The organism is Microbacterium sp. 71-23 (genome assembly GCF_001897265.1).
Classification (GTDB): domain Bacteria; phylum Actinomycetota; class Actinomycetes; order Actinomycetales; family Microbacteriaceae; genus Microbacterium; species Microbacterium ginsengisoli.
Window position 1 is genome coordinate 40,905 of record NZ_MKSL01000039.1, and the last position, 26,011, is coordinate 66,915.

Below are 26,011 nucleotides of genomic sequence, written 5' to 3' on the forward strand. Positions count from 1 at the left end.
GACCACTCGCGGTGCGGTCCTTCCGCAGTGATTGTTAGACAAGTGCACATGTAAGTCAAGTGCTCGATAAGGAGTTCCCAGGAATAGACTCGCGCCGTGGTCACCAGAGTCGCCGTCGTCTCGGTGATCGACGCCGTCACCGACGACCTGCGCACCCGCGTCCTCTCCGGCGAGCTCGAGCCCGAGGCGGCCCTCGCCGAGGTGGATGTCGCCGACACCTACGAGGTCGCCCGACCCACCGCGAAGGCCGCGATCGAGAACCTCGTGCGCGAGCGCCTGCTCGTGCGCAGCGCCCACAAGACCGCACGCGTCGTGCGGCTCTCCCCCGACGACGCGCGCGACATCTATCGCACGCGGGCGATCATCGAGGCCGAGGCGCTCCGCGCCCTCGCGCACACCCGCCGCGTGCCCGACGACGCGCGCGCCGCGAACGCCGAGATCGCCGCGCTCGACGACGCGTCGCCGCGCGACGTGGTCGACCCCGACATGCGCTTCCACCGCAGCCTCATCGACGCGCTCGGCAGCGAGCGTACGAGCCGGGTGTACGCCTCGCTCGCCTCCGAGGTCGTCTTCTGCATGTCGCAGGTGCAGGGGGCGTCGCTGCTGCCGACCGCACTGATCGCCGACGAGCACGAGCGGTTGCTCGCCCTCATCGAGGCGGGTGACGGGGATGCCGCGGCCGCCCTGCTGCGCGAGCATCTCGCCCGCGCGCGCGAGCGCCTCGTCGAGCGTCTGGGCGGCGAGCCCGGTCCCGAGGCGCGCAGCTGACGCTCGCCCAAACTTGAGCCAACTCATATCAAGTTGTGTTTGACGTCGTCGCGGCGTCGGCGTACCCTTGAGTCATCGCGACTCAACCCCGTTGATCGCGAGACGACGTGAACACCGGCGGATGGCGACATCCGCCCCTCTGAAGGAGAGACACATGCCCCGTGCAGTGGGAATCGACCTCGGGACGACCAACTCGGTCGTCTCTGTCCTCGAGGGTGGCGAGCCGAAGGTCATCGCCAACGCCGAGGGCTTCCGCACGACCCCCTCGGTCGTCGCATTCACCAAGGACGGCGAGGTGCTCGTCGGCGAGACCGCGAAGCGCCAGGCCGTCACCAACGTCGACCGCACCATCACCTCGGTCAAGCGCCACATGGGCACCGACTGGAAGACGCAGGCGATCGACGGCAAGGCCTACACGCCGCAGGAGGTGTCGGCGCGCATCCTGCAGAAGCTGAAGCGCGACGCCGAGCAGTACCTCGGCGACTCGGTCTCGGACGCGGTCATCACCGTGCCCGCCTACTTCAACGACGCCGAGCGCCAGGCCACGAAGGAGGCCGGTGAGATCGCGGGCCTCAACGTGCTGCGCATCATCAACGAGCCGACCGCCGCGGCCCTCGCCTACGGCCTCGACAAGGGCAAGGAGGACGAGCTCATCCTCGTCTTCGACCTCGGTGGCGGCACGTTCGACGTGTCCCTGCTCGAGGTGGGCAAGGACGACGACTTCTCCACCATCCAGGTGCGCGCCACTGCCGGCGACAACCGGCTCGGCGGCGACGACTGGGACCAGCGGGTCGTCGACTACCTGATCAAGCAGTTCAAGGACACCACCGGCGTGGATGTCTCGGGCGACAAGATCGCGCTGCAGCGCCTTAAGGAGGCCGCGGAGCAGGCCAAGAAGGAGCTGTCGAGCTCGAACTCGACCAGCGTCAACCTGCCCTACCTCTCGCTCACCGACTCGGGCCCCGTGTCGCTGTCGGAGACGCTCTCGCGCGCCAAGTTCGAGGACCTCACGAAGGACCTCCTCGACCGCACCAAGAAGCCGTTCACCGACGTCATCGCCGAGGCCGGCATCAAGGTCGAGGACATCGACCACGTCGTGCTCGTCGGCGGATCGACCCGCATGCCCCAGGTCACCGAGCTCGTCAAGAAGCTCACCGGCGGCCAGGAGCCCAACAAGGGCGTGAACCCGGACGAGGTCGTCGCCGTCGGCGCCGCCCTGCAGGCCGGTGTCCTCAAGGGTGAGCGCAAGGACGTGCTGCTCATCGACGTCACTCCCCTGAGCCTCGGCATCGAGACCAAGGGCGGCATCATGACCAAGCTCATCGAGCGCAACACGGCCATCCCGACCAAGCGCAGCGAGACCTTCACCACCGCCGACGACAACCAGCCGTCGGTGGCGATCCAGGTCTTCCAGGGTGAGCGCGAGTTCACCCGCGACAACAAGCCGCTCGGCACCTTCGAGCTCACCGGCATCGCGCCGGCTCCGCGCGGCATCCCGCAGATCGAGGTCACCTTCGACATCGACGCCAACGGCATCGTGCACGTGTCCGCGAAGGACAAGGGCACCGGCAAGGAGCAGTCGATGACGATCACCGGCGGCTCGTCGCTGCCGAAGGACGACATCGAGCGCATGGTGCGCGAGGCCGAGGAGCACGCCGCCGAGGACAAGAAGCGTCGCGAGTCGGCCGAGGTGCGCAACCAGGCCGAGACGCTCTCGTACTCGATCGAGAAGCTCATCGCCGAGAACGCCGAGAAGCTGCCCGCCGAGGTCAAGGACAGCGTGCAGGCCGACGTCGACGCGCTGAAGGCGGCCCTCGCCGGCGAGGACGACGACGCGGTGAAGGCGGCGTTCGACACCCTCAACCAGAGCCAGGGCAAGCTCGGCGAGGCGATCTACCAGGCCTCGCAGGCCGCCGGTGAGACCGCCGACCCGACGGCCACCGACGCCGGCAACGGCGAGGTGCCCAACCCCGACGAAGACGTCATCGACGCCGAGGTGGTCGACGACGAGGACGAGAAGAAGTAAGACGGACACATGACTGAGAACAACGTCGACCGGCCGGAAGGCGACGACGAGGTTCAGCCCGACCGGACGGAGTCGGAGGCGCAGGCCTCCGACTCCGTCGCGGACGAGGCGGAGCTGACGATCGACGACATCCTGAACGCCGTGCAGTCCGATGAGGCCGCGGTGGCCGAGGCATCCGCCGAAGACCACGACCTGCTGCTCGACCTCAAGCGCGTGCAGGCGGAGTACGCCAACTACCGCCGGCGCACCGAGGAGCAGCGCGAGACCGAGATCGAGCGCGCCAAGGGATCGGTCGCGAAGGGCTTGTTGCCCGTGCTCGACGACCTCGACCGCGCCGAGAAGCACGGTGATCTCGCCGAGGGCACCCCCTTCGCGCAGATCGCCGAGAAGCTGCGCGGCGTCGCCGAGCGCATCGGCCTCGTCACCTACGGCGCGGCGGGCGAGGTGTTCGACCCGCAGCAGCACGAGGCGATCTTCCAGCAGCCGACCCCCGGCGCGACCGAGACGACGGTCCTCGAGGTCGTCGAGGTGGGTTACCGCCTCGGCTCGATCGAGCTGCGACCCGCCAAGGTCGTCGTCGCCGTTCCGGCGGAGTAGGAGGCACAGGTGGCGAGCCAGGACTGGTTCGACAAGGACTTCTACGCCGTGCTCGGCGTCTCGAAGGACGTGTCGGAGGCCGATCTCAAGAAGACGTACCGCAAGCTCGCGCGCCAGTACCACCCCGACTCGAACCAGGGCGATGCGAAGGCGGAGGCCAAGTTCAAGGAGGTCAGCGAGGCGTACGCCGTGCTGAGCGACCCGGAGCAGCGCGCCGAGTACGACCAGATCCGCGCGATGGGGTCGGGTGCCCGCTTCACCGCGGGCGGCGCCGGCGCCGGCGGCTTCGAGGACGTGTTCTCGATGTTCGGCCAGGGCCGCGGCGCCCCCCGGGGCGGTGCGGGCGGGTTCGACGACTTCTACAGCGTCTTCAACCAGCCCGGCGGCGGCTTCGGCACCGGGTCGTTCGGCCGTTCGTCGGGCGGGTTCCGCGGTTTCGGCGGTCCGACCCGAGGGGCGGATGTCACGGCCCGCACGACGCTCGACTTCGTCACCGCCGCGGCGGGCGACACCATCACCCTGCAGGGTGAGGACGGTGCGCCGTTCAAGGTGAAGATCCCCGCGGGCGTCGCCGACGGCCAGAAGATCCGGCTGCGCGGCCGCGGCCGCCCGTCGCCCGACGGCGGCGAGGCGGGTGACATCGTCGTGCAGGTCACCGTGCGGCCGCATCCGGTCTTCACCCGCGATGGGCTGAACCTGCGCCTCTCGGTGCCGGTGACGTTCACCGAGGCGGCGCTCGGCGCGACGATCGAGGTGCCGACGCTCGGTGGCGAGATCGTGAAGCTGCGGGTCGCGCCCGGCACCCCGTCGGGGCGCGTGCTGCGCGTCAAGGGCCGCGGCATCACGACCGCGAAGGGCACCGGCGACCTGCTCGCCGAGGTGCAGATCGCGGTTCCCGCCCACCTGGATGACGACGCCCGTGCGGCGCTCGAACGCTTCCGCGAGTTCGAGCCGAAGGAGAACCCGCGCGCAGATCTGGTGGCGAAGGCCCGGTCATGAGCGAGCAGATCGACGAGGATGCCCCGATCTTCGCGATCGCGACGGCTGCCGAACTGAGCGGCATGCACCCTCAGACGCTGCGCCAGTACGACCGGCTCGGCCTCGTCGTGCCCGACCGCACCAAGGGCGGGTCGCGGCGCTACTCGCTGCGTCACGTCGAGCAGCTGCGCGAGGTCGCGCGCCTGTCGGCCGACGGCATGAGCCTGCCGGCGATCGCGCGCATCGTGTCACTCGAGAACCGCGTGCGCGACCTCACGCTGCGGGTGCGCGACCTCGAACAGGCGCTGCGCGCCGAGCTCGACAAGCGCGCCCGGGTCTTCGCGGCCGGCTCCACCGGCTCAGTCGTCACGATCCGCCAGGGCACGCGCGTGCGCCGCGCGACCGACGTCGTGATCTGGCGCCCGCGCCGGGAGCTGCCCCACCGCGACGACGAACGGGACTGACCCTCGCACCCGCAGGGGTGCGATGCTCAGCCGAGTGCGGCGTAGGCGCGGGTGACGTAGTCGATCGAGCGATCGGAGCCGATGACGCTCGCCGCCATGCGGTTCATGACGTACGCGAAGGTCATGCGCCGGTCGAGGTCGCAGATGACGAGCGAGCCGCCCCATCCGCCCCAGAAGGCGATGCGGTGATCGCCCGGCAGCCACGGAGTCGACACCGGGTGCGGCAGCGCCCACCCGAGCCCGAACCGCAACGGCAGCCGCAGCACCAGATCGGTGCTGTCGGTGGGGTGCGCGAACACCGCGTCGACCACCGCCGGTGACAGCAGGCGGGTGCCCTCGACGAGGCCGCCCTGCGCGAGCATCTGGTTCATGCGCGCGAGCGCGCGGGCGTTGCCGGTTCCGCCGGCCCCGCCGATGCCGGCGGCCCGCCACTCCCGCGTCCAGCTGTCCCGCGCCCCGAGGATCGGCCCGCTGTATGCCCGGGTCGCGATCGACCCCGGCTCGGGCCGTGACGCCGGGTCGCGCGGCACGCGCGGCGGCGGCACGACGAGGCTCACGCGGTTCTCCTCGCTCTCGGGCAGCCCCAGCCAGAAGTCCGCGCCGAGCGGGTCGGCGAGCTCCTCCGCGACGAACCGGCCGAGAGGGCGCCCGTCGATGCGCCGCACGACCTCACCGATCAGGTGGCCGAAGCACACGAGTGCGTAGCCGGACTGCGAGGTGCCCGGGGCGAACCAGGGTTCCTGGGCCGCGAGGCGGGCGGCCGCGGCATCCTGATCGAGGATGTCCGACACCGTCACCGGCTGCTCCCAGGCGGGCACACCGGCCGTGTGGTCGAGCAGTTGCCGCACCGTGATGTGCGCCTTACCGGCCGCCGCGAACTCGGGCCAGTAGCGCGCCACCGGGGCGGCGAGGTCGAGCCGGCCGCGCTCGACGAGCTGCAGCGCCGCGAGGGCGGTGACGGTCTTCGAGTTCGACCAGGTGTTCGTGATCGTGTCGGCGCCCCACGGCACCGTGCCGGCGGGGTCGGACCAGCCGCCCCAGAGGTCGACGACCACCTCGTCGTCGACGATGACGCACAGCGAGCCGCCGAGCTCCTCGCCGGAAGCCAGGTTGCGGGCGAAGGCGTCCCGCACGCCGGCGAAGGATGCCGCCGCGAACCCGTCGATCTCGCCGGGAGGTGCTGCGGGGGTTCCGGCGGTGTCGCTCACCCGGTCAGTCTTCCACGCCTCCGGCGGCGACCCGGTGCTGCAGCTGGGCGATCAGGTCAAGCTTGTCGAGCACCGGCTCGGGGATGACGAACGGGTAGAGGTCGTGCTTGCCCATCGCGCGGTTCATCATGTTCAGTGCGGTGGCCAGCGGCATCCAGATGAGCCTCACGACCTCGCTGAACCGCGGTGCCGAGCGGATGTCGCCGACCGCTGCGAGCGCGTAGGCGCGGGCCGTCTCGACACTGTCGCAGATGTGGAGGAAGTGCGCCCACGTCTCAGCGAAGTCCTCGAAGGGGTGCATGGTGGCGTAGGCGGAGATGAACGAGGCCTCCCACCCGGCAGGCGCACCGTCGGCGTAGTGACGGTCGAGGGCCTCGCCGTAGTCGGCGCGCTCATCGCCGAACAGCTCGCGGGAGCGGGCGACGAGGTCGTCGTCCCGCAGGAACCGCCACTGGATGTAGTGCCCGACCTCGTGCCGCAGGTGCCCGAGCATCGTGCGGTAGGTCTCGCCGAGCTGCGCGCGCACGCTCTCGCGGTGCGCGTCGTCGGCCTCGGCCAGGTCGATCGTGACGACCCCGTCGTCGTGCCCCGTGACCACCGGCGCCGTCTCGCTCGAGAGCAGGTCGAAGCAGAGCCCGTCGATCGCGTCTGCGCTCTTCGGCACCACCGGCACCCCGAGGCGGTCTAGCTCGAAGACGAGGTAGCGCTTCGCGCGCTCGGCGTCCACGAGGTAGGCCAGGCCCGCGGCATCCGCATCGTTCGGACGCGTGCGCGTCAGATCGCATGCCGCGCACTGCCCGCCCTCGAGAGGGGCGAGCCAGGTGCATCCGGTGAGCGCGAGGTTGCGGCACACGTGCGAGACGAGCCCCGCCGCGTCGACATAGCGGCCCGCCGCGTCGACGGGCACGATGTCGGCCTCGCCGCGGGAGAAGCCGAGGCCCGTGCCGCAGGTCACGCAGACAGAGTTCTCGAAGAACAGACGGGAGCCGCACACACGGCAGGCGAAGGCCTTCACGCGACGATGGTGTCACATCCGGATGCCGCGGCCCGGGGCTTGCGCCCGGCCCCCGTCTGCGGCAGCCCGTCGCCCTGTGCCGTGGCTGCTGCCCCTCTCCCGCCGGAAGGCACGTTGCGCGGTGCGCGGCGTCCGTGGCTGCCGCCGCTCTCCGCGCCGGAAGGCACGTTGCGCGGTGCGCGGCGCCCCGTGGGTCGCGCAGCGTGCCTTTTCGTGGGCGGTTGGGCCGGGGGCGGCGTGGCGGGGCAGAGGCGGTGGGTGCGGTGGGTGGCGCGGGCGCGGCGCGCGGCGGCGCGGCAGTGGGTGCGGGGCGGCGGTGGGGTGGGGCGGCGGCGCGGTGAGCGGTGGCGGGGCGGCGGCACGGCGGTGGGTGCGGCGGCGCGGTGAGCGGCGGCGCGGTGGGGGCGCCGCGGGCTCAGGCCGGGGAGAACTCGGTCTCGGGGATGACGTCGACCGCGACCTTGAGGGTCGACTTCTTCGCCTCGGTGTAGATGATGCCCTTCACCGGGGTGACGTCGCCGTAGTCGCGACCCCACGCGACGGTGACATAGCGCTCGCCCGCCCACTGGTCGTTCGTCGGGTCGATCGCGAGCCACGCGTCGGAGCCGGGCACCCAGACTGCGAGCCATGCGTGCGAGGCATCCGCACCCAGCACCCTGGTCTTGCCGGGCGGAGGCGTCGTCGACAGGTAGCCGCTGACGTAGCGCCCGGCGAGGCCGTGGCTGCGCACGCACGACAGCGCGAGGTGGGCGAAGTCCTGGCAGACGCCCGCCCGCTTGGCGAAGACGTCGGCAACGGTGCTCGTGACCGTCGTCGCCTTGCTGTCGTAGTCGAAGTCGGCCTTGATGCGGTGCATCAGGTCGGTGACCGCCTCGCCGATCGGCCGGCCCGGGGTGAAGCTGACCGCCGCGTAGTCGCGCACCTCGGGCAGCATCGCGACCTTCGGCGACGGAATCGCGAACTCGGTCGCCGTCCACACGTCGGCGCCGATCACGCCGTGCAGGGGGCGCGCCGACTCCCACGGGCGCGCGAGGGCATCGACGTCGTAGGCCGTGTCGACGACCTCGACCTCGGTGCGCGCCTCGACCACCAGCCGCTCGTGCGGGTCGGTCACGTGGAAATAGGTCAGGTGGTTGCCGTAGACGTCCGCATCCAGACGCCGATCACCCGGCACGGGGTCGATCGTCAGCTCGTGCTCGCCCACCCGCTGCCACGGCAGCGCCCGGGGGGCGAGGTGCGCGAGTCCGAGGCTGTTCTCGACCTCCGAGCTGTATGTGTACTCGGTGCAGTGCCTCACGCGGTACTTCATGACGCCACCGCCAGCAGCTCGGTGAGCGACAGCGCGGTGATCGGCTGCGCGGTCGGGCCGCTTGCGAAGTGCAGGTCGGCGACCGCCTCGGCCAGCAGCCGCAGCTGGGCGATCGTGTCGTCCAGCAGGCGCTCGAGCCCGTCACGGTGACCGTCCGAGGTCGACGCGAGGGCTGCGGCATCCGTCTCTGCCAGCGTCTGCTCGAGCTGCTCCAGCAGACGCTCGGGGCGCGTGGAACCCGTCGATCGGGGGAGCGCCGTGAGGCGCGCGCGCAGCTCGCCCAGCGCGAAGGCCACCGAGCGCGGGTTGCGGGCGTCGAGCAGCAGCAGCTCGAGCACGCCGTACACGCGCACGTTGCCGCGGTAACGGCGACGCTGGGTCACGGCGCTCTCGGCCGAGGCGAGCACCATCTCCAGCACCGACAGCTCGACGAACCGCTCGCGCTTCTCGACGACCGTGGACCGCAGCAACAGGCACACCTGCAGCGACCGCTCGATCCAGCGGCCCGCCTCGATCGCCAACCAGCCGTCGTCGCGGATCATGTTCGCCGTCACCGCCTGCAGGGACAGGATGCCGGTGAGCATGCGGCCGGCGCCGTCGGCGATCTGACGCTGGCCGGAGGCGCGCAGCTCGCCGAGCGCACGGTCGCTCGCCGCGACGCTGCGCCACACGTCGTTCGAGAGCTGGTCGCGCACCGCCTCGAGCGCGAAGCGCAGCTGCGCGAGCGACTGCGCCGCGGTGCCGGGTCGGGATGCCTCGACGATCGCCGACCGCAGCTCCTGGTGCACCGTGCCCGGCCGTCGCCCGATGAGGCGTTCGATCGCGGCCATCGCGACCAGCACGGCGTCGTCGGCGGCCGCGTCGCCCGCAGGCAGCCGGTCGGCGTGCGTGTGCACCGCCACGACGAGGCGCAGCAGGTCCTCCGCCCGCTCGGCGTAGCGGCCGATCCACCACATGTCCTCGATCGCGCGGGGTCCGAGCGCGGGGATGACCCCGGAGACCGACACCGGCTCGAGCTCGAGCAGACCCTGGTCGGGATCGCCCGGCGTGCTCTTCATGACCCAGACGTCCTTCGAGACCCGGCCCGGACGCTGCGCGTGCGCGACGTTGGCCAGCCCCCCGACGAGGGGGCGATAGGTCGAGCCATGCCGCAGCGTGAAGGTGCGCAGCGTCACGGGGGCGGCCAGCGCCTGCCCATCGGCACCGCACACCGGCGCCTGCGACAGGGTGAGCACCTCGTGCCCGGCCCAGCGCCACGGGTTCTCGCCGATCAGCGCACGCACCGCGTCGGGCGAGGCATCCGCGTCGGGCATGCCGGCGCCGTCGATCGTGCGCACCGCGAACGACTCGTCGTCGAGGCGGGCGAGCAGCACCTCGAGGCCAGTCGCGTCGCCGCCCCACCAGGTCGCCGGTGTCGACAGCCGCAGCTGCTCGCCGAGCAGACGCTCACAGAGCTCCGGCAGCACGGGCGACAGCGCCGGGTTCTCGAGCACGCTCGCGCCCAGTCCGTTCACGACCCGCACGCGACCGCGGCGGATGACCTCGACGAGACCGGCGACCCCCAGCCGCGAGTCGGAGCGCTGCGTGAGCGGGTCGCACCACGCGGCATCCACCCGTCGCAGGATGACGTCGACGCGCTCGGTCGGGCGCACCTCGGGCCAGCCCGACGGCTTGACCCAGAGCCAGCCCTCCCAGACGACCAGATCGCTGCCCTGCACGAGCGGGAAGCCGAGGGCTCCGGCGAGGTAGGCCTGGTCGTACGCGGTCTCCGACAGGGCGCCCGGGGTGAGGATCACCACCCGCGGGTCGGCGACCCCCTCGGCCGCGCTCAGCAGGCTCTGCCGCAGCGCCGCGAAGTAGGGGTCCATGCGGTGCAGCCGGTGCTCCTGGTAGAGCTCGGGCAGCACCTGCGAGATGACGCGCCGGTTCTCCCGCGCATAGCCGAGGCCCGACGGCGCCTGGGTGCGGTCGGTGAGCACGCACCACTCGCCGGACGCGTCGCGACCGAGATCGGAGGCGAGCAGGAACAGGGATGTCTCGCCGGTGCCCGCGCGCACGGCGGAGCGCACGTAGCCCGCGTGCCCGAACACCGCCGCCGCCGGGATCGAACCGTCGGCCAGCAGCGTCTGCGGGCCGTAGAGGTCGGCGAGGATCGCATCGAACAGCTCGGCGCGCTGCGCCAGGCCCGCCTCGATGCGCGTCCACTCGTCGGGGGCGAGCACGAGCGGGACCGGGTCGAGCTGCCACGGCTGCGCGTCACCGCCCGCGGGGGCGTACGTCACTCCGTCGTCGACGAGGAACTGCCGCACCTCCGCCTCGGCCCGCTGAAGCTCCGCGGGTGTGAGCGCGACGACGCTCTCGGCCATCGCCTTCCACGCCTCGCGCAGCGTGCCGTCGGGGGCGATCACCTCGTCGTACCGCACGCGCGCGAAACCGCTCCCGCCCAGCGGCAGGGCCGGCTGGGCGAGGGTGGCGGCGTAGTCGCGGATGACCGTCACGGGCGGGGCGCCCTCCTGAGGTCGAGGGTGTGCGGGTAGTCGGCGGTCGCGGCGGCGCGCCCGCGCTCGCGCACCGCGGCGACGTCGACGGCGCCCGCCGTGAGGCCGCGCGGCTCGAAGCGGCTCGCGCGCCGCGCCTCGGCCTCGTTCGCGTTGATCGGGGGCTGATGGTAGGCCCGGCCGCCCGGGTGCACGACGTGATACGTCGCGCCGCCGAGGCTGACCGCGGCATCCGTGTCGATCACCTCGACCGTCAGCGGCGCCTGCACCTCGATCGTCGGGTGCAGCGCCGACCACGGCTGCCAGGCGCGATAGCGCACACCCGCGTAGTGCGTGTCGGGCGCGCGGCCGGCGGTGAGGGGCACCGACACACCATTGCACGCGACGAGGTGTCGGCGCACATCGAGGCCCGTCACCCGCACCTGGATGCGCTCGAGCGACGAGTCCACGTAGCGGGCGGTTCCGCCGGAGCTGGCCTCCTCGCCCAGCACGTGCCACGGCTCGATCGCCTGGCGCAGCTCGAGTTCGATGCCGCCGGGAAGGGTCACCTGGCCGATGCGGGGAAAGCGGAACTCGGTGAACGCGTCGAGCCAGCCGTGCTCGAACGCGATTCCCGCCGCGCGCAGGTCGTCGATGACGGCCGCGATGTCGGCGGCCGCGCCCTCGGGCAGCAGGGCGTCCTCGTGGAGCCGGGTGCCCCAGCGCACGAGGGGGCCGGCGTCGGGCCGATCCCACAGCATGGCGACGAGGGAGCGCACCAGCAGCGCCTGCACGAGGGCGAGCTGAGGATGCGGCGGCATCTCGAATCCGCGCAGCTCCAGCAGCCCCAGCCGGCCGCGTGACGAGTCGGGACTGTAGAGCTTGTCGATGCAGAACTCGGCCCGGTGCGTGTTGCCGGTGAGGTCGGTGAGCAGGTGGCGGAATGCGCGGTCGACGACCCACGGGCTCGGATCCTCGCCGGCGGTTGCGGCGGCCCGTGACATCCGCTCGATCTCGCGCAGCGCGATCTCCATCTCGTAGACCGCCTCAGGACGCCCCTCGTCGAAGCGCGGCGCCTGGCTCGTCGGGCCGATGAACCGGCCCGAGAACAGGTACGACAGGCTCGGGTGGCGCTGCCAGTAGGCGATGAGGTTGGCGAGCAGCTGCGGGCGCCGCAGCAGCGGCGAGTCGACCGGCTGCGCGCCGCCGAGCGTGAGGTGGTTGCCGCCGCCGGTGCCGGTGTGGAGGCCGTCGAGATCGAACTTCTCGGTGGTGAGGCGGGCCTGCCGGGCGTGCTCGTACAGGGTGGTGGTCAGCTCCCGCTGCTCCGCCCACGACGAGGTCGGCTGCACGTTCACCTCGATCACACCCGGGTCGGGGGTGACGACGAGCTGGCGCAGCCGGGCGTCCGGCGGCGGGCCGTAGCCCTCGATCACCACGCGCACCCCGGTCTGGGCGGCGGCGAGCTCGATCACCCGCAGCACGGCCGCGTAGGCCTCGAGCGTGTCGGTCGGGGGCAGGAACACGTGCACCTGCCCGTCGCGCGCCTCGATCGAGAGCGCCGTGGTCGGCGCGCCGTCGACCGGCACGACCGTCACCTCGGGGATCTCCACCCGCACCCGCGGGCCGGCCTCGAGATACGACGGCTCGCCGGTGCCCTCCGGGTCGACCCACGACAGCTGGTCGAGCGGCAGCCGGAGCCCTGCCGGGCTCGACCCCGCCGCCAGCACGAGCCGACCGCGGCGGAACCGCCAGCGCGGACTCGTCCACTCCTCGCCCGTCACGAGCGGCACCACCCATCCGACCGGCACGTCGGTGGCGGCGTCCAACGCGGCGACGTCGGCGACACCGCCCGGTTCCTCAGCGGGTGCACCCACCGGCTGCCGCACCTCGGCGGCGAGCGGCACGAGCGGATCCTCGTAGGCGGCCAGCAGCTGTGTGCGCGGCAGCCCCAGCACCTCGATCACGCGCTGCGCGAGCGCGTCGGCATGAGCGGATGCCGCGGCATCCGGTTCGTCCCCCCAGGGGTCGGCGAACAGGGCGGGGTCGCGCCACAGGGGTTCGCCGTCGGCGCGCCACTGCAGGGCGATGTTCCAGCGCGGCAGCGGCTCGCCGGGGTACCACTTGCCCTGGCCGCGATGCACGACGCCTCCGGTGGCGTACTCGCGTCGGAGGCGCTCGGCCAGATCGTTCGCGAGGGCGCGCTTGTGCGGCCCGTCGGCGGCGGTGTTCCACTCGGCCGCGGTCGCGTCGTCGAGGGCGACGAAGGTGGGCTCCCCGCCCATCGTGAGCCGCACGTCGGCGTCCGCCAGACGCCGGTCGACGGCCTCGCCGAGCGCGTCGATGCGCTCCCACGCGGCATCCGGGTAGGGCTTCGTGGTGCGGGGGTCCTCGTGCACCCGGCGCACCTCGTTCGCGAAGTCGAACGTCACCTCGACCGGCTCGGTGGCGCCCGCGATCGGGGCGGCCGACGAGGGGTGCGGCGTCGCGGAGAGCGGGATGTGCCCCTCGCCGGCGAACAGGGCGCTCGTCGGATCCAGGCCGATCCAGCCGGCGCCGGGCACGAACACCTCGGCCCACGCGTGCAGGTCGGTGAAGTCGGCGGCGGCGCCGCTCGGCCCGTCGAGCGACTCGCGGTCGGGCGCGAGCTGCACCAGGTAGCCCGACACGAACCGGGCGGCGAGGCCGTAGCCGCGCAGCAGGCTCACGAGCAGCCACGCGCTGTCGCGGCACGAGCCGATGCCGCGGGCGAGGGTCTCGTCGGGGGTCTGCACGCCCGCCTCCATGCGCACCGAGTAGGCGACGTCGCCGTAGACGGCCCGGTTCAGGTCGGCGAGGAACGTCACCGTCGGCACGCCGTCGGCGGGGAGCGGGGGCAGCTTCTCCCGCCACGCGAGCGCCGCGGCGCTGTCGTCGACCGGCCGCAGGTAGGGCGCGAGGTCGGCGGCGAGGGCGTCGTCGTAGGCGAACGGGAACCGCTCGGCGTACTCCTCGATGAAGAAGTCGAGCGGGTTGATGACCATGAGGTCGGCGACGAGCCCGACCGTCACCTCGAGGTGGTCGATCTTCTCGGGGAACACGATGCGCGCCAGCCAGTTGCCGAACGGATCCTGCTGCCAGTTCAGGAAGTGACCCTCCGGCGACACCGTCAGCGAGTACGCCTCGATGGGCGTGCGCGCGTGCGGCGCCGGCCGCAGCCGGATCGTGTGGGGCCACGCCTTGACGGAGTGGGCGAACCGGTAGCTCGTGCGGTGCTCGAGCGCGACCTTGATCGACATGAGCACAGCATGGCCCACGGCTGTTGCGCCGTCGTTACGTCACACCGAGTGAGACGGATGCCGCGGCATCCGCTCTCAGGCGGCGACCGGGTCGCTCGGGGCCGCGTTCGCGGACACGAAGTCGCGGAAGTCGGCGGCCGAGAGGTTCGCGTACGCGAGCGACCACTCGAGGATCGCGTCGGTCACCTGGCGGCCGTTGCCCGCGTAGCCGACGATCTCCGCCGCCACCGGGTCCTGCGCGTGGGCGCGGGCGAGCACCCCGCCGCACGCCTGGGCGTACTCCACGAACGACACGTCCTCGAGGGTGTCGGTGTCGATGCTGCCCTTCAGGTCGTGGAACTGGCGCACGTAGTAGTCGCCGGCCGGCGCCTGCACGTACCCGAGGAACGGGTCGCTGAAGGCCTGCTGGATGCGCTGCAGCGACACCACACGGGCACCCTGGCCTCCGTCGGCGATGCTCGCGCGCAGGGTGAACGGCTGCTCGATGCGGCCGTACTGCTCGAGCACGCTGGGACCTGCCTGCTTCATCTGCAGGAGCATGACGCGGCCGTCGCCGTCCTCGAGCGCGGCGAGGTAGCAGCGCGTGCCGACGGAGCCGACGCCGACCACGCGGCGGGCGACGTCGGCGACGGCGTAGTGCTGCAGCAGCAGCGCGATGTCGACGCTCGCCGAGCGCTGGTAGGCGCCGTACAGGCTCCGTGCGCGCTCCTCGATCTCGTCGTCGACGTGGGTCATGGTGGGCGGGGCCTCGACGAACACCGCGCGGCCCGCGGCATCCGTCGTCGTCCAGCGGCGCGCGGCACGATCGCCGGTGCGCCGCAGCGCGTCGGACATCGCCGCCGCCAGCGCCTTCCGCGACGTCTTGGCGAGAGCGCCCATGCCCTTCTTCGGGTCGAGGTGCAGCGAATACCGCTCACGGGCGCTGAGCGCGGTGAGTCGGCGCAGCGTCGCGAGGTAGGCGCCGACGGCGGCGCGCGCGGCCCGCTCGGTCACGGCGGCGTCGCGCGAGGTGTGGCGACCGCCGACGACGATGCTCGTCACCAGGCGCTTCACATCCCACTCCCACGGCGCCCACGCGGCCTCGTCGAAGTCGTTCAGGTCGAACACGAGCGTGCGCTGCGGCGAGGCGTAGAAGCCGAAGTTCGCCACATGCGCGTCGCCGCAGGAGGCGACCACGATGCCCGAGTGGGGGTCGTCGGCGAGGTCTGCCGCCATGAGTGCGGCCGTGCCCCGGTAGAAGGCGAACGGGTCGGTCGACATGCGCTCGGCCCGTAGCCCGAGGAGATCGGGGATGCGGGTCTCGTTCTGCGCCGCGAGGATGCCCAGCGGATCACGGGTCGCGACCGTGAGTGTCGCGAGGTCGCGACGGGCGGTGGCGCGCCGCGCCTCGACGCCCCGGGCGTGGAGGTCGGCGGTGGACGGCAGGGGTGCATCGAGCGGCATGCGCACATCTTGGCACCACAGGGCCTCCTTTAGTCTGGATCGACGAGAGGGGCTTGGGGCGCATGCGATTCTTCTTCGACGCGCGGTACATCCGCCCGCACGGACACGACGGCATCAGCCGCTACTCCGCGGGGCTGGCGACCGCGATCGCCGAGCTCGCCGACGTGACGTTCCTCGTGCACGACCCGGAGCAGCTCGCTGTGCTCCCCGACGGCGTCGAGCACCTGTTCCTGCACGCGCCGACCTCGGCGAAGGAGCCGTTCACCGCCCGCATCCTCAACGCGTACGAGCCCGACGTGGTGTTCTCGCCGATGCAGACGATGGGCACGATCGGCCGGCGGTTCCGGCTCATCCTGACTCTCCACGACACGATCTACTACCGGCACCGCACGCCGCCCGCCGAGTTCACTCCGCTCGTGCGGCTCGGGTGGCGGCTGTTCCACCTCTCCTACGTGCCGCAGCGGGTGACGCTCAACGCCGCCGACGTCGTCGCGACGGTGAGCGAGACCAGCCGCGACGAGTTCGCGCGGGTGCGGCTCACGAAGCGTCCGGTCGTGGTCATCCCGAACGCCCCCGACGACCTGGGCGCGTTCCTCGACACCGAGGCGGATGCCGCGGCCACTCCGTCGCACCTCGTCTACATGGGCTCGTTCATGGGCTACAAGAATGTCGAGACCCTCATCGCCGCGATGGCCCACCTGCCCGACAAGACGCTGCAGCTGCTGAGCCGCATCGGCCCGGTCCGCCAGGCCGAGCTCGAGGCGCTCGTGCCGCCGGGCGCCCGGGTCGAGTTCGCCGGCGGCGTGAGCGACGCGCAGTACGCCCGCGCGCTCGCCGACGGCTCCGTGCTCGTCTCCGCCAGCCTCGACGAGGGCTTCGGGCTGCCGCTCGCCGAAGCACTCGGGATCGGCGTGCCGGTCGCTGCATCCGATCTGCCGATCTTCCGCGAGGTCGCCGGCCCCGGTGCGGAGTACTTCGACCCCCACGACCCGGGATCGGTCGCCCGTGCCGTGCGGCGGCTCGATGACCCCGCGCACCGTGCCGAGGTCATCGCCGCGGGCCGCGCGCACGTCGCGCGCTACTCGTGGCGGCGCTCGGCTGAGACACTCCTGGACGTCGCGTCTTCCCTCGTCGATCACCCGGGATCCCGCCGGGCCGCCAGGTAGGCTCGACTTCCGTGTCCGACAGACCCCTGACGATCCTCATCGGCTGCGACACCTTCTCACCCGATGTGAACGGTGCGGCCCGGTTCGCCGAGCGCCTCGCCGCGGGCCTTGTCGAGCGCGGGCACGACGTGCACGTGATGGCCCCGAGCATCACCCATCGCGATCACGGTCCCCGGGTCGAGGTCATCGAGGGGGAGAACGTTACCGTGCACCGGCTGCCGTCGTGGCGCTGGTACCCGCACGACTGGCTGCGCTTCGTGTGGCCGTGGCTGGCGAAGCACTACGCCCGTCAGGTGCTCGACGCGGTGAAGCCCGACGTGGTGCACATCCAGTCGCACATCGTGATCGGGCGCGGGCTCGCGCGCATCGCGTCGCAGCGCGGCATCCCCGTGATCGCGACGAACCACGTGATGGCCGAGAACATCCTCGACTTCACGACCCTGCCCCCGCTGCTCGACAGGCTCTTCGTGAAGCTGGCCTGGGATGACGCCCGCCGCACCTTCGACCTGGCGCGCGCGGTGACGACCCCCACGAAGCGCGCGGCGGACTTCCTGGTGGCCGCGATCGACCTGCAGGGGGTCATCCCGATCAGCTGCGGCATCGACGCCGGCAACTACACCGCCGACCTCGAGCCGCGCACCGAGAACCGGGTGCTGTTCGTGGGTCGCCTCACCCGCGAGAAGCAGATCGACCTGCTGTTCAAAGCGGTCGCGTTGCTCGACCCGGCCCTCGACGTGCACGTCGACATCGTCGGCGGCGGCGACCAGCGCAAGCAGCTCGAGCTCGTCGCGCACGAGCAGGGCCTCGACGGGCGGGTGCACTTCTACGGCCGCGTCGACGACGACGAGCTGCGGCGCATCTACACGCGCGCCAGTCTGTTCGCCATGCCCTCGATCGCCGAGCTGCAGTCGATCGCGACGATGGAGGCCATGGCCTCGGGCCTGCCCGTCGTGGCCGCCGACGCGATGGCGCTGCCGCATCTCGTGCACGACGGCGAGAACGGCTATCTGTTCGATCCGACGAGCGCGGAGGACTTCGCCGCGAAGCTCACGACGGTGCTCACGGCGGATGCCGCCGAGCGCCGCCGGCTGCAGCAGGCCTCGCTCGACGGGGTGAAGGTGCACGACATCCAGCGCACCCTCTCGACGTTCGAGAAGCTCTACCGCGGCGAGCCCGTCGAAGCCTGAGCCCGCCGCACGGCGCCGCGCGGTCGCCGCGCACGCGGGGCGACCGCAGCACCGTCGTCGCGATCGGGGAGGCGAGACCAGTCGGTGCGCACGGGGCGGCTGTCTCCGCGGATCACCTCGACGACCGTCCAGAGGGCGGCCGCGAGGCCGAGGAGCGCGAGCAGCACGAGGAGGATCATGGCGCTCACGCTACGGTCGTCGTGATCACGCCAAAAGTGGCAGAATGGACAGAGAGCGTATGCTTTCTGCCACAGCCGCGCGGGTCGCGGCGCCCGAGAGGATGCCCCATGAGAACCGTCGCCGTGATCGTGCAGCCCGGCTTCGCGCCGTTCGAGTTCGGCCTCGCCTGCGAGGCGTTCGGCCTCGACCGCAGTGACGACGGCATCGAGCCGTTCGAGTTCCGCATCTGCGCCCCCGACCCCGGGGCGATCCCGTCGAATCTCGGCTTCAGCATCAACGTCGTCGACGACCTCACCTTCGCCGAGACCGCCGACCTCGTCGTCGTCACCCCCGTGCCGCGCGCATCCTGGTCCCGCATCGACCCGCGGGTCACCGCCGTGGTGCAGGCGGCCGCCGCCCGTCGTGCGTGGCTCCTGAGCGTCTGCTCGGGCGCGTTCGTGCTCGCCGCCGCGGGCGTGCTCGACGGTCGGCGGGCCACCACCCACTGGAAGTACGCGACCGAGATGACCCGGCTCTACCCGGCCGTCGACCTCGACCCCGACGTGCTCTACGTGCAGGACGACACGATCATCACGAGCGCGGGCACCGCGGCCGGCCTCGACGCCTGCCTGCACCTGCTGCGCATCGAGCTCGGTGCCGAGGTCACCAACACCATCGCCCGCCGGATGGTCGTGCCCCCGCAGCGCGACGGCGGCCAGGCGCAGTTCATCTCGCAGCCGCTGCCCGCCGTGGCCTCGCTCTCGCTCGCGCCGGTCACCGACTGGATGCTCGCGAACCTGCACCTCGACCTGACCGTCGATCAGCTCGCCGCGCGTGCCCACATGTCGACCCGCACGTTCGCGCGGCGCTTCAAGCAGGACCTCGGTGCGACGCCGGCGGCCTGGCTCGCCCGGCAGCGGGTGCTGCACGCGCAGCGGCTGCTCGAGCGCACCGACCACGGCATCGACCGCATCGCCGACGAGAGCGGCTTCGGCTCGGCGGCCGTGCTGCGTCAGAACTTCGTGCGCACGCTCGGACTCAGCCCGAGCGCCTACCGATCGCGCTTCTCGTGCCCCGACGAGAGGGCGGATGCCGCGGCATCCGCCGCCTGATCAGGATGCCCCGAGCACCTCGTCGATCGTCTGCCACGCCGTGGCGAGCGCCCCGTCGGGAGCCGTGAGCGAGGCGCGCAGGAAGCCGTCCTCGGGGGAGTAGACGGTGCCGGCGGAGACGAGCACGCCGCGGGCGGCGAGCTCGTCGGCGAGGGCCGCACCCGAGCGGCCGGTGTCGCGGACGTCGAGCCAGAGGTAGAAGCCGCCGAGGCCCGACGGAGTGACCGACGCGAGGCGGCCGGGCAGTGCCGCTGCGGCGTTCTCGTACCGAGCCCGATATATCGCAGAGAGCTCTGTGCCGCGGTCGGGGAGTCGCTCGAGAGCCGTGGCGCCGACGATCTGCGCCGTGATCGGCGCGCACCCGACCGTCGTGCCGTGCACCGCCGCGACGGCGAGCCGCGCCTCCGCGGGCGCGACCAACGAGCCGAGCCGCAGTCCCGTCATCGAGAACCGCTTCGAGAAGGTGCGCGCGGCGAACGTGACATCGCGGCCGCCGACGTCGAGCGGCGACGCGGCGCGACCACCGTCGAACACGATCGACTCGTAGGCCTCGTCGGAGAGGATGCGCGCGTCGTACCGCTCGACGAGCGCGACCAGCGCCGCCATCGCGGCGGCCGACGCGACCGCGCCCGTCGGGTTCGAGGGCGAGTTGGCGACGACGAGCCGGAAGCCGGCGCGCAGCGCCTGCTCGATCTCGTCGAGGGCGAAGAAGTCGTCACCGGACGGTCCCTGGCGGTAGCGGGCGACGGGGAGCCCGAGCTGCTCGGCGAGCACCAGGTCGTTCGGCCACGCCGGGTCGGGGATGACCACACCTGCCGTGCCCCCGACGATCAGGGCGACGGCCACCGCACCCGTGCCGCCCACCGTGACCACCACGTCCTCGACCGGGACGCGGCCGGAGGAGCTGGTCGTGTCGGCCGCGATGAGGGCCCGAAGCTCAGGGAGTCCGAGCTTCGGGGTGTAGCCGGTGCGGCCGTCGCGGAAGGCGCGGGCCGCGGCATCCGCCAGTTCCTGCGGGAGCGGCTGGTCCGGCTCGCCGATCGCCAGATCGATCGCCCCGGCCACCGTCGACGTCGTCATCATGCGGGCGACGGCATCGGAACCGCTCGTGGGCGTGGGTGAGGTCATGGGGTGCCTTCGATCATCGTGAGGGCCGCGGCGACAGTCGGGAACGTGTCGGCGAGGCTCGGATATCGACATCGTAGGAGCCGCTCCATGTCGTCTCCGTGTCGGTATCGCGCTCGGAAACCGGAAAGCGACTGCCATGGACATCTGGACGAAACATTCACGGGTTCTCCTGTCATCACGCCCTTCGTCGACCCGGACCGGGCGGGCACCGCTTCCCACATCCACCGCCTCATGACTCGAGGAGCACCCGTGAGATCCACCATCCGCCGCGGCATCCCGGCACTTGCCGTCGCCGCCCTGTCGGCCCTCGCGCTGTCGGCCTGCGCCGCCGGCTCGCCCCAGGCCACGTCCTCCACCACCTCCGGCGACGTCATCATCGCCGCCGCCGACCCGTCGCTGCTGCCCTACAACTTCACCGGCAGCGACGGTTCGACGTGGGAGGGCATCAACGTCGACCTGGCCGCCGCCCTCTCGACCAAGCTCGGCCGCACGATCCAGTTCCAGAGCGCCGGATTCGACACGATCATCCCCGGCCTCACCTCGGGACGCTTCGACATGGCTCTCACCGGCATGTTCGACACCAAGGAACGCCAGAAGAGCGTCGACTTCGTCGACTACCTCAAGGCGGAGAACAACTTCCTCACCCGGTCGGACTACCGCGACATCACCGATATGAACGACCTCTGCGGCGTGACCGTCGGCATCCCGTCGGGCGCCATCGAAGGCTCGCTCCTCGCGACCGCCTCCGAGAAGTGCACCTCCGAGGGCAAGGCGGCGATCACCGTCAACGAGTACTCGGACCTCAACGCCGTCGTGCTCGCCCTCACCTCCAAGCGCATCGACGTCACCCCGAACGACTCCGCCGCCAACGCCTACATCATGAAGAGCGCCAGCGGACTCAAGGTCTCGGGCGGCTACCAGAACGAGGGCTACTTCGCCGCGGCGTTCCCGAAGGGCAGCGCGCTGACCGCCGAGGTCGAGACGGCGTTCACCGAGATCATGGCCGACGGCACGTACGCCTCGATCCTCGACAAGTGGGGCGTTCCGTCCCGTGGCCTGACCGCCCCGATCGTCAACGGGTCGCCCTTCTGATGAGCGACACCCCTCGCACGGCGGCCGATGCCGACGTCATCGTCCCCCGCCCTCGGCGGTGGCGATGGCTCGGCATCGCCGTCGTGGCGGTCGTCGTCCTCTCGGTCGCGTGGTCGTTCCTCACGAACCCGCACTACGAGTGGAACGTCGTCCTGCAGTACCTGTTCGACCCCCGCATCCTCTCGGGCCTCGGCACCACGCTGCTGCTGACCCTCGTCGGCATGGTCATCGCGCTGGTCATCGGCCTCGCACTCGCCGTCATGCGGCTCTCCTCCAGCGGTCTGCTGGGCGGGGCCGCGGGCGTCTACATCTGGTTCTTCCGAGGCACGCCCGTTCTCGTGCAGATCATCCTCTGGTACAACCTGGCGATCATCATCCCCGACGTCGTGATCGGAGTGCCGTTCGGCCCGACCCTCTGGTCGATCGACACCAACACCCTCATCACGCCGTGGACCGCCGCGATCCTGGGCCTCTCCCTGAACGAGGCCGCCTACCTCGCGGAGATCATCCGGTCGGGCATCGTGTCGGTCGACAAGGGCCAGTCGGAGGCCGCGGATGCGCTCGCGATCGGTCGCGCCACCGCGTTCCGCCGCATCATCCTGCCGCAGGCCATGCGCGTGATCGTGCCACCCGCCGCGAATGAGGCGATCGGGCTGCTGAAGTACTCGTCGGTCGTGAGCGTCATCGCGCTGCCCGAGCTGCTCTACAGCGGTCAGCTGATCTACGCCCGCACCTATCAGACGATCCCCGTGCTGATCGTCGTCTGCATCTGGTACCTCGTCGTCGTGACGATCCTGACCGGGCTCGAGCATCTGCTCGAGCGACGCCTCGGCGTCGGGTTCCGCTCCGTCGGCGCCCACGGCACATCCTCGAGGAGGTGGTCGCGATGGCTGATCGCGAAGCGCTAGTCCGCCTGCGCAACATCCACAAGTCGTTCGGCCACGTCGAGGTGCTCTCGGGCATCGACCTCGACGTCGCCGCGGGCGAGGTCGTCTGCCTGATCGGGGCGTCGGGGTCGGGCAAGTCGACCCTGCTGCGGTGCGTCAACCACCTCGAACGCCCCGATCGCGGTCGCGTGTACGTCGGCGACCACCTCATCGGCTACGAGGAGCGCGCCGACGGCCGCTTGCACGAGCTGTCGCCGCGGCGCATCAATGCCCAGCGCACCGACATCGGCATGGTGTTCCAGCACTTCAACCTGTTCCCGCACCTGACCGTTCTCGAGAACGTCATCGAGGCGCCGATGCGCGTGCGCCGGCTCGACCGTGCCACGGCCACGGCGACCGCGCGCGATCTGCTCGACCGGGTCGGGATGGCGCACAAAGAGGATGCGTACCCGCGCACGCTCTCCGGCGGGCAGCAGCAGCGCGTCGCCATCGCCCGCGGCCTCGCCATGCGCCCGAAGCTCATGCTCTTCGACGAGCCCACCTCGGCGCTCGACCCCGAGCTCGTCGGCGAGGTGCTCGACGTCATGCGCGACCTCGCCCGCAGCGGCATGACGATGATCGTCGTCACCCACGAGATGGCCTTCGCCCGCGAAGTGGCCGGGCGCATCGCGTTCATGTCGGGCGGCGAGATCGTCGAGATCGGCACGCCGGCCGAGGTGCTCGGCAACCCGCAGCACGAGCGCACGCGTGCCTTCCTGTCGAAGGTGCTCTGACCATGGCCCCCTCGCCGACCCTCGCCTCCCTCGTCACCGGCGGCCTGACCGCCCGTGACGCCGAGCTGCTCGGACCCGTCGTGCTCTGCGCCGAACCGGGGAGTCCCGCGGCGGCGTTGCGGGTGAAGATCGGTCGCGCCGCGTGGCCGACGGTCGCGGTCGGTGCGCCGGTGCCGGCCGCGCATGCCGCGACGGAGCGGGATGCGCGGCTCATCCTCGTCAGCGGATCGAGCATCGACTGGATCGCCGCGGCCGTGAACGTGCTCCGCACCGCGGGGCAGACCCCCATCGCCGTCGTCGACGTCGACGTGCGCGACGACGTCGAGCTCGTGCTGCTCGACGCCGGCGCGAACATCGTGGTCGGGAGGACCGTCTCGCCGCGGGAGTTCAGCGCGCGCCTCCTCGCCCTCGTGCGCGCCCGTTCGGGCGAGGAGAGCCTGCGCGTGCGGTGGCTCCAGGCCGAGGGTCTCGCGCTCGACGTCGCTACCCGCAGCTGCACCCTCGACGGCGACGACCTCGCTCTCAGCCGGCACGAGTTCGAGCTGCTCACCGCGCTCATGTCGAACAGCGGCCGCGTCGTCTCCCACGAGGAGCTCGTGCAGCAGCTGTGGGAGTGGGGCGACGACGACGCCCAGAACGCACTGCGTCTCGCGATCACCCGCCTGCGCAAGAAGCTCGGCGACCCGTCCGGCGACCCCCGATGGATCGCATCGGTGCGAGGCGTCGGCTACCGCTTCCTCCCCGCGACCGCCGAGATCGGCGACAACCGCAACGAGGATCGCATGCGTGCCGCCCTGGCCCGCCTGACCTCCCAGACCGACGCGCTCGGCGCCCTCGCCGACGCGCTCGCTGCGGCCGGCAGTGTCGATGCGGTCGCCGACACGACGGTCACCTGGGCCGTGTCGCGCGGATTCGCCGACGCCTCGACCGTCTTCCGCCTCGACGGCGGCACGAGCGACGACCCCCGGGCGACCCTCATCGCGAGCGCCGGGATGTCGGCCCGTTGGCGGCAGACGATCGCCACGGGCCATCCGGTCAACAACGCGTTCATCGGATCGCACGTGTACCGCAGCGGGCAGACCGTGCAGCTCAGCGACATGTCGAACCTGTCGGGGCGCTTCCCGGTGACCGCCCGCATGTCGACGGCCGAGGACCTGCACGCGTGCGTGCTCTTCCCCCTGCACACCGGCGGCCGCATCTGGGGCGATCTCGCGTTCCTCAGCCGCTCGCCGAAGGCCTTCAGTCCGGCGGTGGCGGGCTTCTTCCGCACGGTGGCGACGATCGTGTCGCTCGCGCTCGGGGCGGTCTCGCCCACGGCCGCCGTCGGACTCGACCCCCGGGAGGCGTCGCGTGCGTGAGGTGACCGACGCCGAGGTGCGTGCCGCGGTCGACGACCGCGCGCTCGTGGATGCGTGCACGGCAGCCCTCGCCGCCCTCGGGCGCGGTGAGGCGTCGCAGGCCGCGAAGCAGATGCTCCCCGCTGCGGGCGGCGGCTTCTTCCTGTCGATCTCGGCGGTGGTCCCGGCGCTCGGCTGGGCGATCTCGAAGTGGGCGTCGTACGTTCCCGCCGAGGGCGGCGCCGGACGCTCGACGTCGACGATCCTCGCGGGTCCCGCCGACGGCTCGGCGCCGACCGCGGTGCTGCGCGGCATGCTGCCGACGCGGCTGCGCACCGCGGCGGCGGCCGTCGCCGCGATCGAGGCGCTGGGGCGCGCGGATGCCGCCTCCCCCGTCGCGCTCCTCGGGTTCGGTCCGACCAACCGGGCCGTCGCCGACATGCTCGCCACTCTCCACGGTGTGCGGTCGTGGCGGGTGCTCGTGCGCTCGGACGCCGCAGGCGACCGTGCGCGTGCGGCGCTCCCGGGTGAGGTCGTCGTCGGAGGCAGGGACGCCCTGGCCGACGCCGTGCTCGCGGTGAGCGCGACGGGCGCCGGCGGCGCGGTGGCATCCGTCGCAGATCTCGCCCCGGGCGCGGCCGTCGTCTGCCTCGACGGCGCCCGCGTGTGGGAGACCGCTCACGCGACTCTGATCGACGACCGCAGCACCGCGCACGAGGTGGGCGGGCTCGCGCGCCTCGTCGCGGGACTCGATCCGGCGCCCGACGGGGCGGTGCTGATCGATCAGGCCGGTTCGGCGGTCACCGACGTGGCGCTGGCGAGCGTGGCCCTCGGCGAGCCGCAGAACGTGAGGGACCGATGGTGAGCCGCACCGGGTGGACCGCGACGGCGCTCACCGTCGTCGGCGCGTTCTCGGCGCTGCCGAGCGCGTTCTACACGCACATCGTCTCGGCGACCGGCACGCCCTGGGCGACCGCGCTGCTCTTCTCCGGCCACGGACTCGCGTCGATCGGCGGCATGACCGTCGCCGCGCGCGCCGCCCGACGGCGGAGCCTGGTGGCGATCGTGGTCGTGGCTGTCGTGCTGGATGCCGCGGGCGCCGCGCTGCTGGTGATCGCGCCGCTCGACCAGCTCGGGGTGCTTCTCGCGGCGCGCGTCGTCTGCGGGGCCGCGCTCGGGGTCGTGGTGGCGGCGGCATCCCTGGTCGTCGTGTCCTCCCGCGCCGGATCGGCCGGGGTGACGGCCGCGGTGTTCGGCGGCGTCGGGCTCGGGTCGCTCTCGGCCGGGCTGCTGGCCGCTGCGGGCCTCTCCGCCTCGCAGGTCTTCCTCGTCGGGGCGCTCGCGCTCGCCGCCGTCGTCGCGGCCGCCGCGCTGCTCACGCCCGGCGACGCCGGCTCGGCCGTACCCGCCGCGTCGGCGTCGACGATCGCTGTGCCGGTCTCCGTGACGCCGTCCGCCGGCCGCGTGGTGACGCTGGCCGCGGCCGTCTTCGCCGCCAACGGCATCTTGGCCCTGTTCACGTCCACGCTCCCCGGCGAGATCGCGAGGCTCGCGGGCGGCGCGAGCCTCGTCGCCGGCCTCTCGGCGGGCACCGTGATGCTCTCGGC

General features: G+C 72.1%; 21 protein-coding genes and 1 pseudogene. 14 read left to right on the plus strand and 8 right to left on the minus strand.

The features are described 5' to 3' along the window. Positions 1–96: 96 nt before the first annotated feature. The 5 genes from BGO15_RS12605 to BGO15_RS12625 all read left to right on the plus strand — a co-directional run bounded on the left by BGO15_RS12605 (position 97) and on the right by BGO15_RS12625 (position 4,833). Positions 97–768: a GntR family transcriptional regulator gene (locus BGO15_RS12605; RefSeq protein ID WP_056518960.1), complete on the plus strand. Its 672-nt coding sequence runs from the start codon at positions 97–99 to the stop codon at positions 766–768. A 154-nt stretch (positions 769–922) separates the two neighbouring features. Further along, positions 923–2,794, plus strand: a complete 1,872-nt coding sequence (dnaK, locus tag BGO15_RS12610; protein ID WP_056206649.1) for a molecular chaperone DnaK — start codon at positions 923–925, stop codon at positions 2,792–2,794. Positions 2,795–2,803: 9 nt separating this feature from the next. Further along, the gene (locus tag BGO15_RS12615; protein ID WP_056518958.1) at positions 2,804–3,391 is read left to right on the plus strand and encodes a nucleotide exchange factor GrpE; all 588 of its coding nucleotides are present in this window, start codon (positions 2,804–2,806) and stop codon (positions 3,389–3,391) included. Between the two features lie 9 nt (positions 3,392–3,400). After that, positions 3,401–4,390, plus strand: a complete 990-nt coding sequence (locus BGO15_RS12620; protein WP_045246711.1) for a DnaJ C-terminal domain-containing protein — start codon at positions 3,401–3,403, stop codon at positions 4,388–4,390. Further along, the gene (locus tag BGO15_RS12625) at positions 4,387–4,833 is read left to right on the plus strand and encodes a heat shock protein transcriptional repressor HspR (RefSeq protein WP_045246710.1); all 447 of its coding nucleotides are present in this window, start codon (positions 4,387–4,389) and stop codon (positions 4,831–4,833) included. Before BGO15_RS12620 ends, BGO15_RS12625 begins: the two co-directional genes overlap by 4 nt. Positions 4,834–4,859: 26 nt before the next feature. Here BGO15_RS12625 and BGO15_RS12630 read toward each other — a convergent pair whose 3' ends face one another. The 6 genes from BGO15_RS12630 to BGO15_RS12655 all read right to left on the minus strand — a co-directional run bounded on the left by BGO15_RS12630 (position 4,860) and on the right by BGO15_RS12655 (position 15,563). Beyond that, a complete protein-coding gene (locus BGO15_RS12630) occupies positions 4,860–6,041 on the minus strand; it encodes a serine hydrolase domain-containing protein (protein ID WP_200930839.1) in 1,182 nt (393 codons plus the stop codon). Positions 6,042–6,045: 4 nt separating this feature from the next. Further along, the gene (locus BGO15_RS12635; RefSeq protein ID WP_056206644.1) at positions 6,046–7,056 is read right to left on the minus strand and encodes a zinc-binding metallopeptidase family protein; all 1,011 of its coding nucleotides are present in this window, start codon (positions 7,054–7,056) and stop codon (positions 6,046–6,048) included. A gap of 415 nt (positions 7,057–7,471) precedes the next feature. After that, positions 7,472–8,353 (minus strand): transglutaminase family protein, encoded by an 882-nt coding sequence (locus BGO15_RS12640; protein WP_235557394.1) that lies wholly within the window; start codon positions 8,351–8,353, stop codon positions 7,472–7,474. Positions 8,354–8,361: 8 nt separating this feature from the next. Continuing rightward, positions 8,362–10,863, minus strand: coding sequence for a circularly permuted type 2 ATP-grasp protein (locus BGO15_RS12645; protein ID WP_056206642.1), 2,502 nt, complete (start codon positions 10,861–10,863; stop codon positions 8,362–8,364). Beyond that, the gene (locus BGO15_RS12650; RefSeq protein ID WP_056518984.1) at positions 10,860–14,120 is read right to left on the minus strand and encodes a transglutaminase family protein; all 3,261 of its coding nucleotides are present in this window, start codon (positions 14,118–14,120) and stop codon (positions 10,860–10,862) included. Before BGO15_RS12650 ends, BGO15_RS12645 begins: the two co-directional genes overlap by 4 nt. A gap of 75 nt (positions 14,121–14,195) precedes the next feature. Then, positions 14,196–15,563, minus strand: a complete 1,368-nt coding sequence (locus tag BGO15_RS12655; protein ID WP_056206640.1) for a DUF2252 domain-containing protein — start codon at positions 15,561–15,563, stop codon at positions 14,196–14,198. Positions 15,564–15,625: 62 nt separating this feature from the next. On the opposite strand from BGO15_RS12655, the gene BGO15_RS12660 reads away from it, so the two are divergent. After that, complete coding sequence (locus BGO15_RS12660) at positions 15,626–16,729, plus strand: glycosyltransferase family 4 protein (RefSeq protein ID WP_056206636.1); 1,104 nt, start codon at positions 15,626–15,628, stop codon at positions 16,727–16,729. Between the two features lie 11 nt (positions 16,730–16,740). Further along, a complete protein-coding gene (locus BGO15_RS12665) occupies positions 16,741–17,916 on the plus strand; it encodes a glycosyltransferase (RefSeq protein WP_235557393.1) in 1,176 nt (391 codons plus the stop codon). Here BGO15_RS12665 and BGO15_RS12670 read toward each other — a convergent pair. Next, positions 17,889–18,104: a hypothetical protein gene (locus BGO15_RS12670; protein WP_156454726.1), complete on the minus strand. Its 216-nt coding sequence runs from the start codon at positions 18,102–18,104 to the stop codon at positions 17,889–17,891. The two genes, BGO15_RS12665 and BGO15_RS12670, sit on opposite strands and share 28 nt — an antisense overlap. 99 nt (positions 18,105–18,203) lie before the next feature. On the opposite strand from BGO15_RS12670, the gene BGO15_RS12675 reads away from it, so the two are divergent. Then, on the plus strand, positions 18,204–19,187 hold the full coding sequence (locus BGO15_RS12675; RefSeq protein ID WP_056206630.1) for a GlxA family transcriptional regulator: 984 nt from the start codon (positions 18,204–18,206) through the stop codon (positions 19,185–19,187). Here BGO15_RS12675 and BGO15_RS12680 read toward each other — a convergent pair whose 3' ends face one another. Next, entirely contained in the window at positions 19,188–20,315 is a 1,128-nt protein-coding gene (locus tag BGO15_RS12680) for a pyridoxal phosphate-dependent aminotransferase (RefSeq protein ID WP_048809308.1), read from the minus strand. Positions 20,316–20,564: 249 nt separating this feature from the next. On the opposite strand from BGO15_RS12680, the gene BGO15_RS12685 reads away from it, so the two are divergent. The 6 genes and pseudogenes from BGO15_RS12685 to BGO15_RS12710 form a co-directional block, all read left to right on the plus strand. Beyond that, a complete protein-coding gene (locus BGO15_RS12685; protein WP_048809307.1) occupies positions 20,565–21,407 on the plus strand; it encodes an ABC transporter substrate-binding protein in 843 nt (280 codons plus the stop codon). Next, a complete protein-coding gene (locus BGO15_RS12690) occupies positions 21,407–22,315 on the plus strand; it encodes an amino acid ABC transporter permease (RefSeq protein WP_045246700.1) in 909 nt (302 codons plus the stop codon). The genes BGO15_RS12685 and BGO15_RS12690 overlap by 1 nt, the downstream gene beginning before the upstream one ends. After that, complete coding sequence (locus BGO15_RS12695; RefSeq protein WP_045246699.1) at positions 22,294–23,067, plus strand: amino acid ABC transporter ATP-binding protein; 774 nt, start codon at positions 22,294–22,296, stop codon at positions 23,065–23,067. Before BGO15_RS12690 ends, BGO15_RS12695 begins: the two co-directional genes overlap by 22 nt. 2 nt (positions 23,068–23,069) lie before the next feature. Beyond that, a complete protein-coding gene (locus BGO15_RS12700; RefSeq protein WP_048809306.1) occupies positions 23,070–24,425 on the plus strand; it encodes a winged helix-turn-helix domain-containing protein in 1,356 nt (451 codons plus the stop codon). Continuing rightward, entirely contained in the window at positions 24,418–25,269 is an 852-nt protein-coding gene (locus BGO15_RS12705) for a hypothetical protein (RefSeq protein ID WP_045246698.1), read from the plus strand. The genes BGO15_RS12700 and BGO15_RS12705 overlap by 8 nt, the downstream gene beginning before the upstream one ends. After that, positions 25,263–26,011: pseudogene (locus tag BGO15_RS12710) on the plus strand (hypothetical protein); the annotation flags it as partial. The gene BGO15_RS12705 and the pseudogene BGO15_RS12710, both read left to right, overlap by 7 nt.

What these genes read in the sequence shown, in the direction of transcription:
- dnaK (WP_056206649.1), top strand. Translation starts at nt 923, where the DNA reads ATGCCCCGTGCAGTGGGAATCGACCTCGGGACGACCAACTCGGTCGTC.
- BGO15_RS12615 (WP_056518958.1), top strand. Translation starts at nt 2,804, where the DNA reads ATGACTGAGAACAACGTCGACCGGCCGGAAGGCGACGACGAGGTTCAG.
- BGO15_RS12625 (WP_045246710.1), top strand. Translation starts at nt 4,387, where the DNA reads ATGAGCGAGCAGATCGACGAGGATGCCCCGATCTTCGCGATCGCGACG.
- BGO15_RS12650 (WP_056518984.1), bottom strand. Translation starts at nt 14,120, where the DNA reads ATGTCGATCAAGGTCGCGCTCGAGCACCGCACGAGCTACCGGTTCGCC.
- BGO15_RS12655 (WP_056206640.1), bottom strand. Translation starts at nt 15,563, where the DNA reads ATGCCGCTCGATGCACCCCTGCCGTCCACCGCCGACCTCCACGCCCGG.
- BGO15_RS12660 (WP_056206636.1), top strand. Translation starts at nt 15,626, where the DNA reads ATGCGATTCTTCTTCGACGCGCGGTACATCCGCCCGCACGGACACGAC.
- BGO15_RS12675 (WP_056206630.1), top strand. Translation starts at nt 18,204, where the DNA reads ATGAGAACCGTCGCCGTGATCGTGCAGCCCGGCTTCGCGCCGTTCGAG.
- BGO15_RS12680 (WP_048809308.1), bottom strand. Translation starts at nt 20,315, where the DNA reads ATGACCTCACCCACGCCCACGAGCGGTTCCGATGCCGTCGCCCGCATG.
- BGO15_RS12690 (WP_045246700.1), top strand. Translation starts at nt 21,407, where the DNA reads ATGAGCGACACCCCTCGCACGGCGGCCGATGCCGACGTCATCGTCCCC.
- BGO15_RS12695 (WP_045246699.1), top strand. Translation starts at nt 22,294, where the DNA reads ATGGCTGATCGCGAAGCGCTAGTCCGCCTGCGCAACATCCACAAGTCG.
- BGO15_RS12700 (WP_048809306.1), top strand. Translation starts at nt 23,070, where the DNA reads ATGGCCCCCTCGCCGACCCTCGCCTCCCTCGTCACCGGCGGCCTGACC.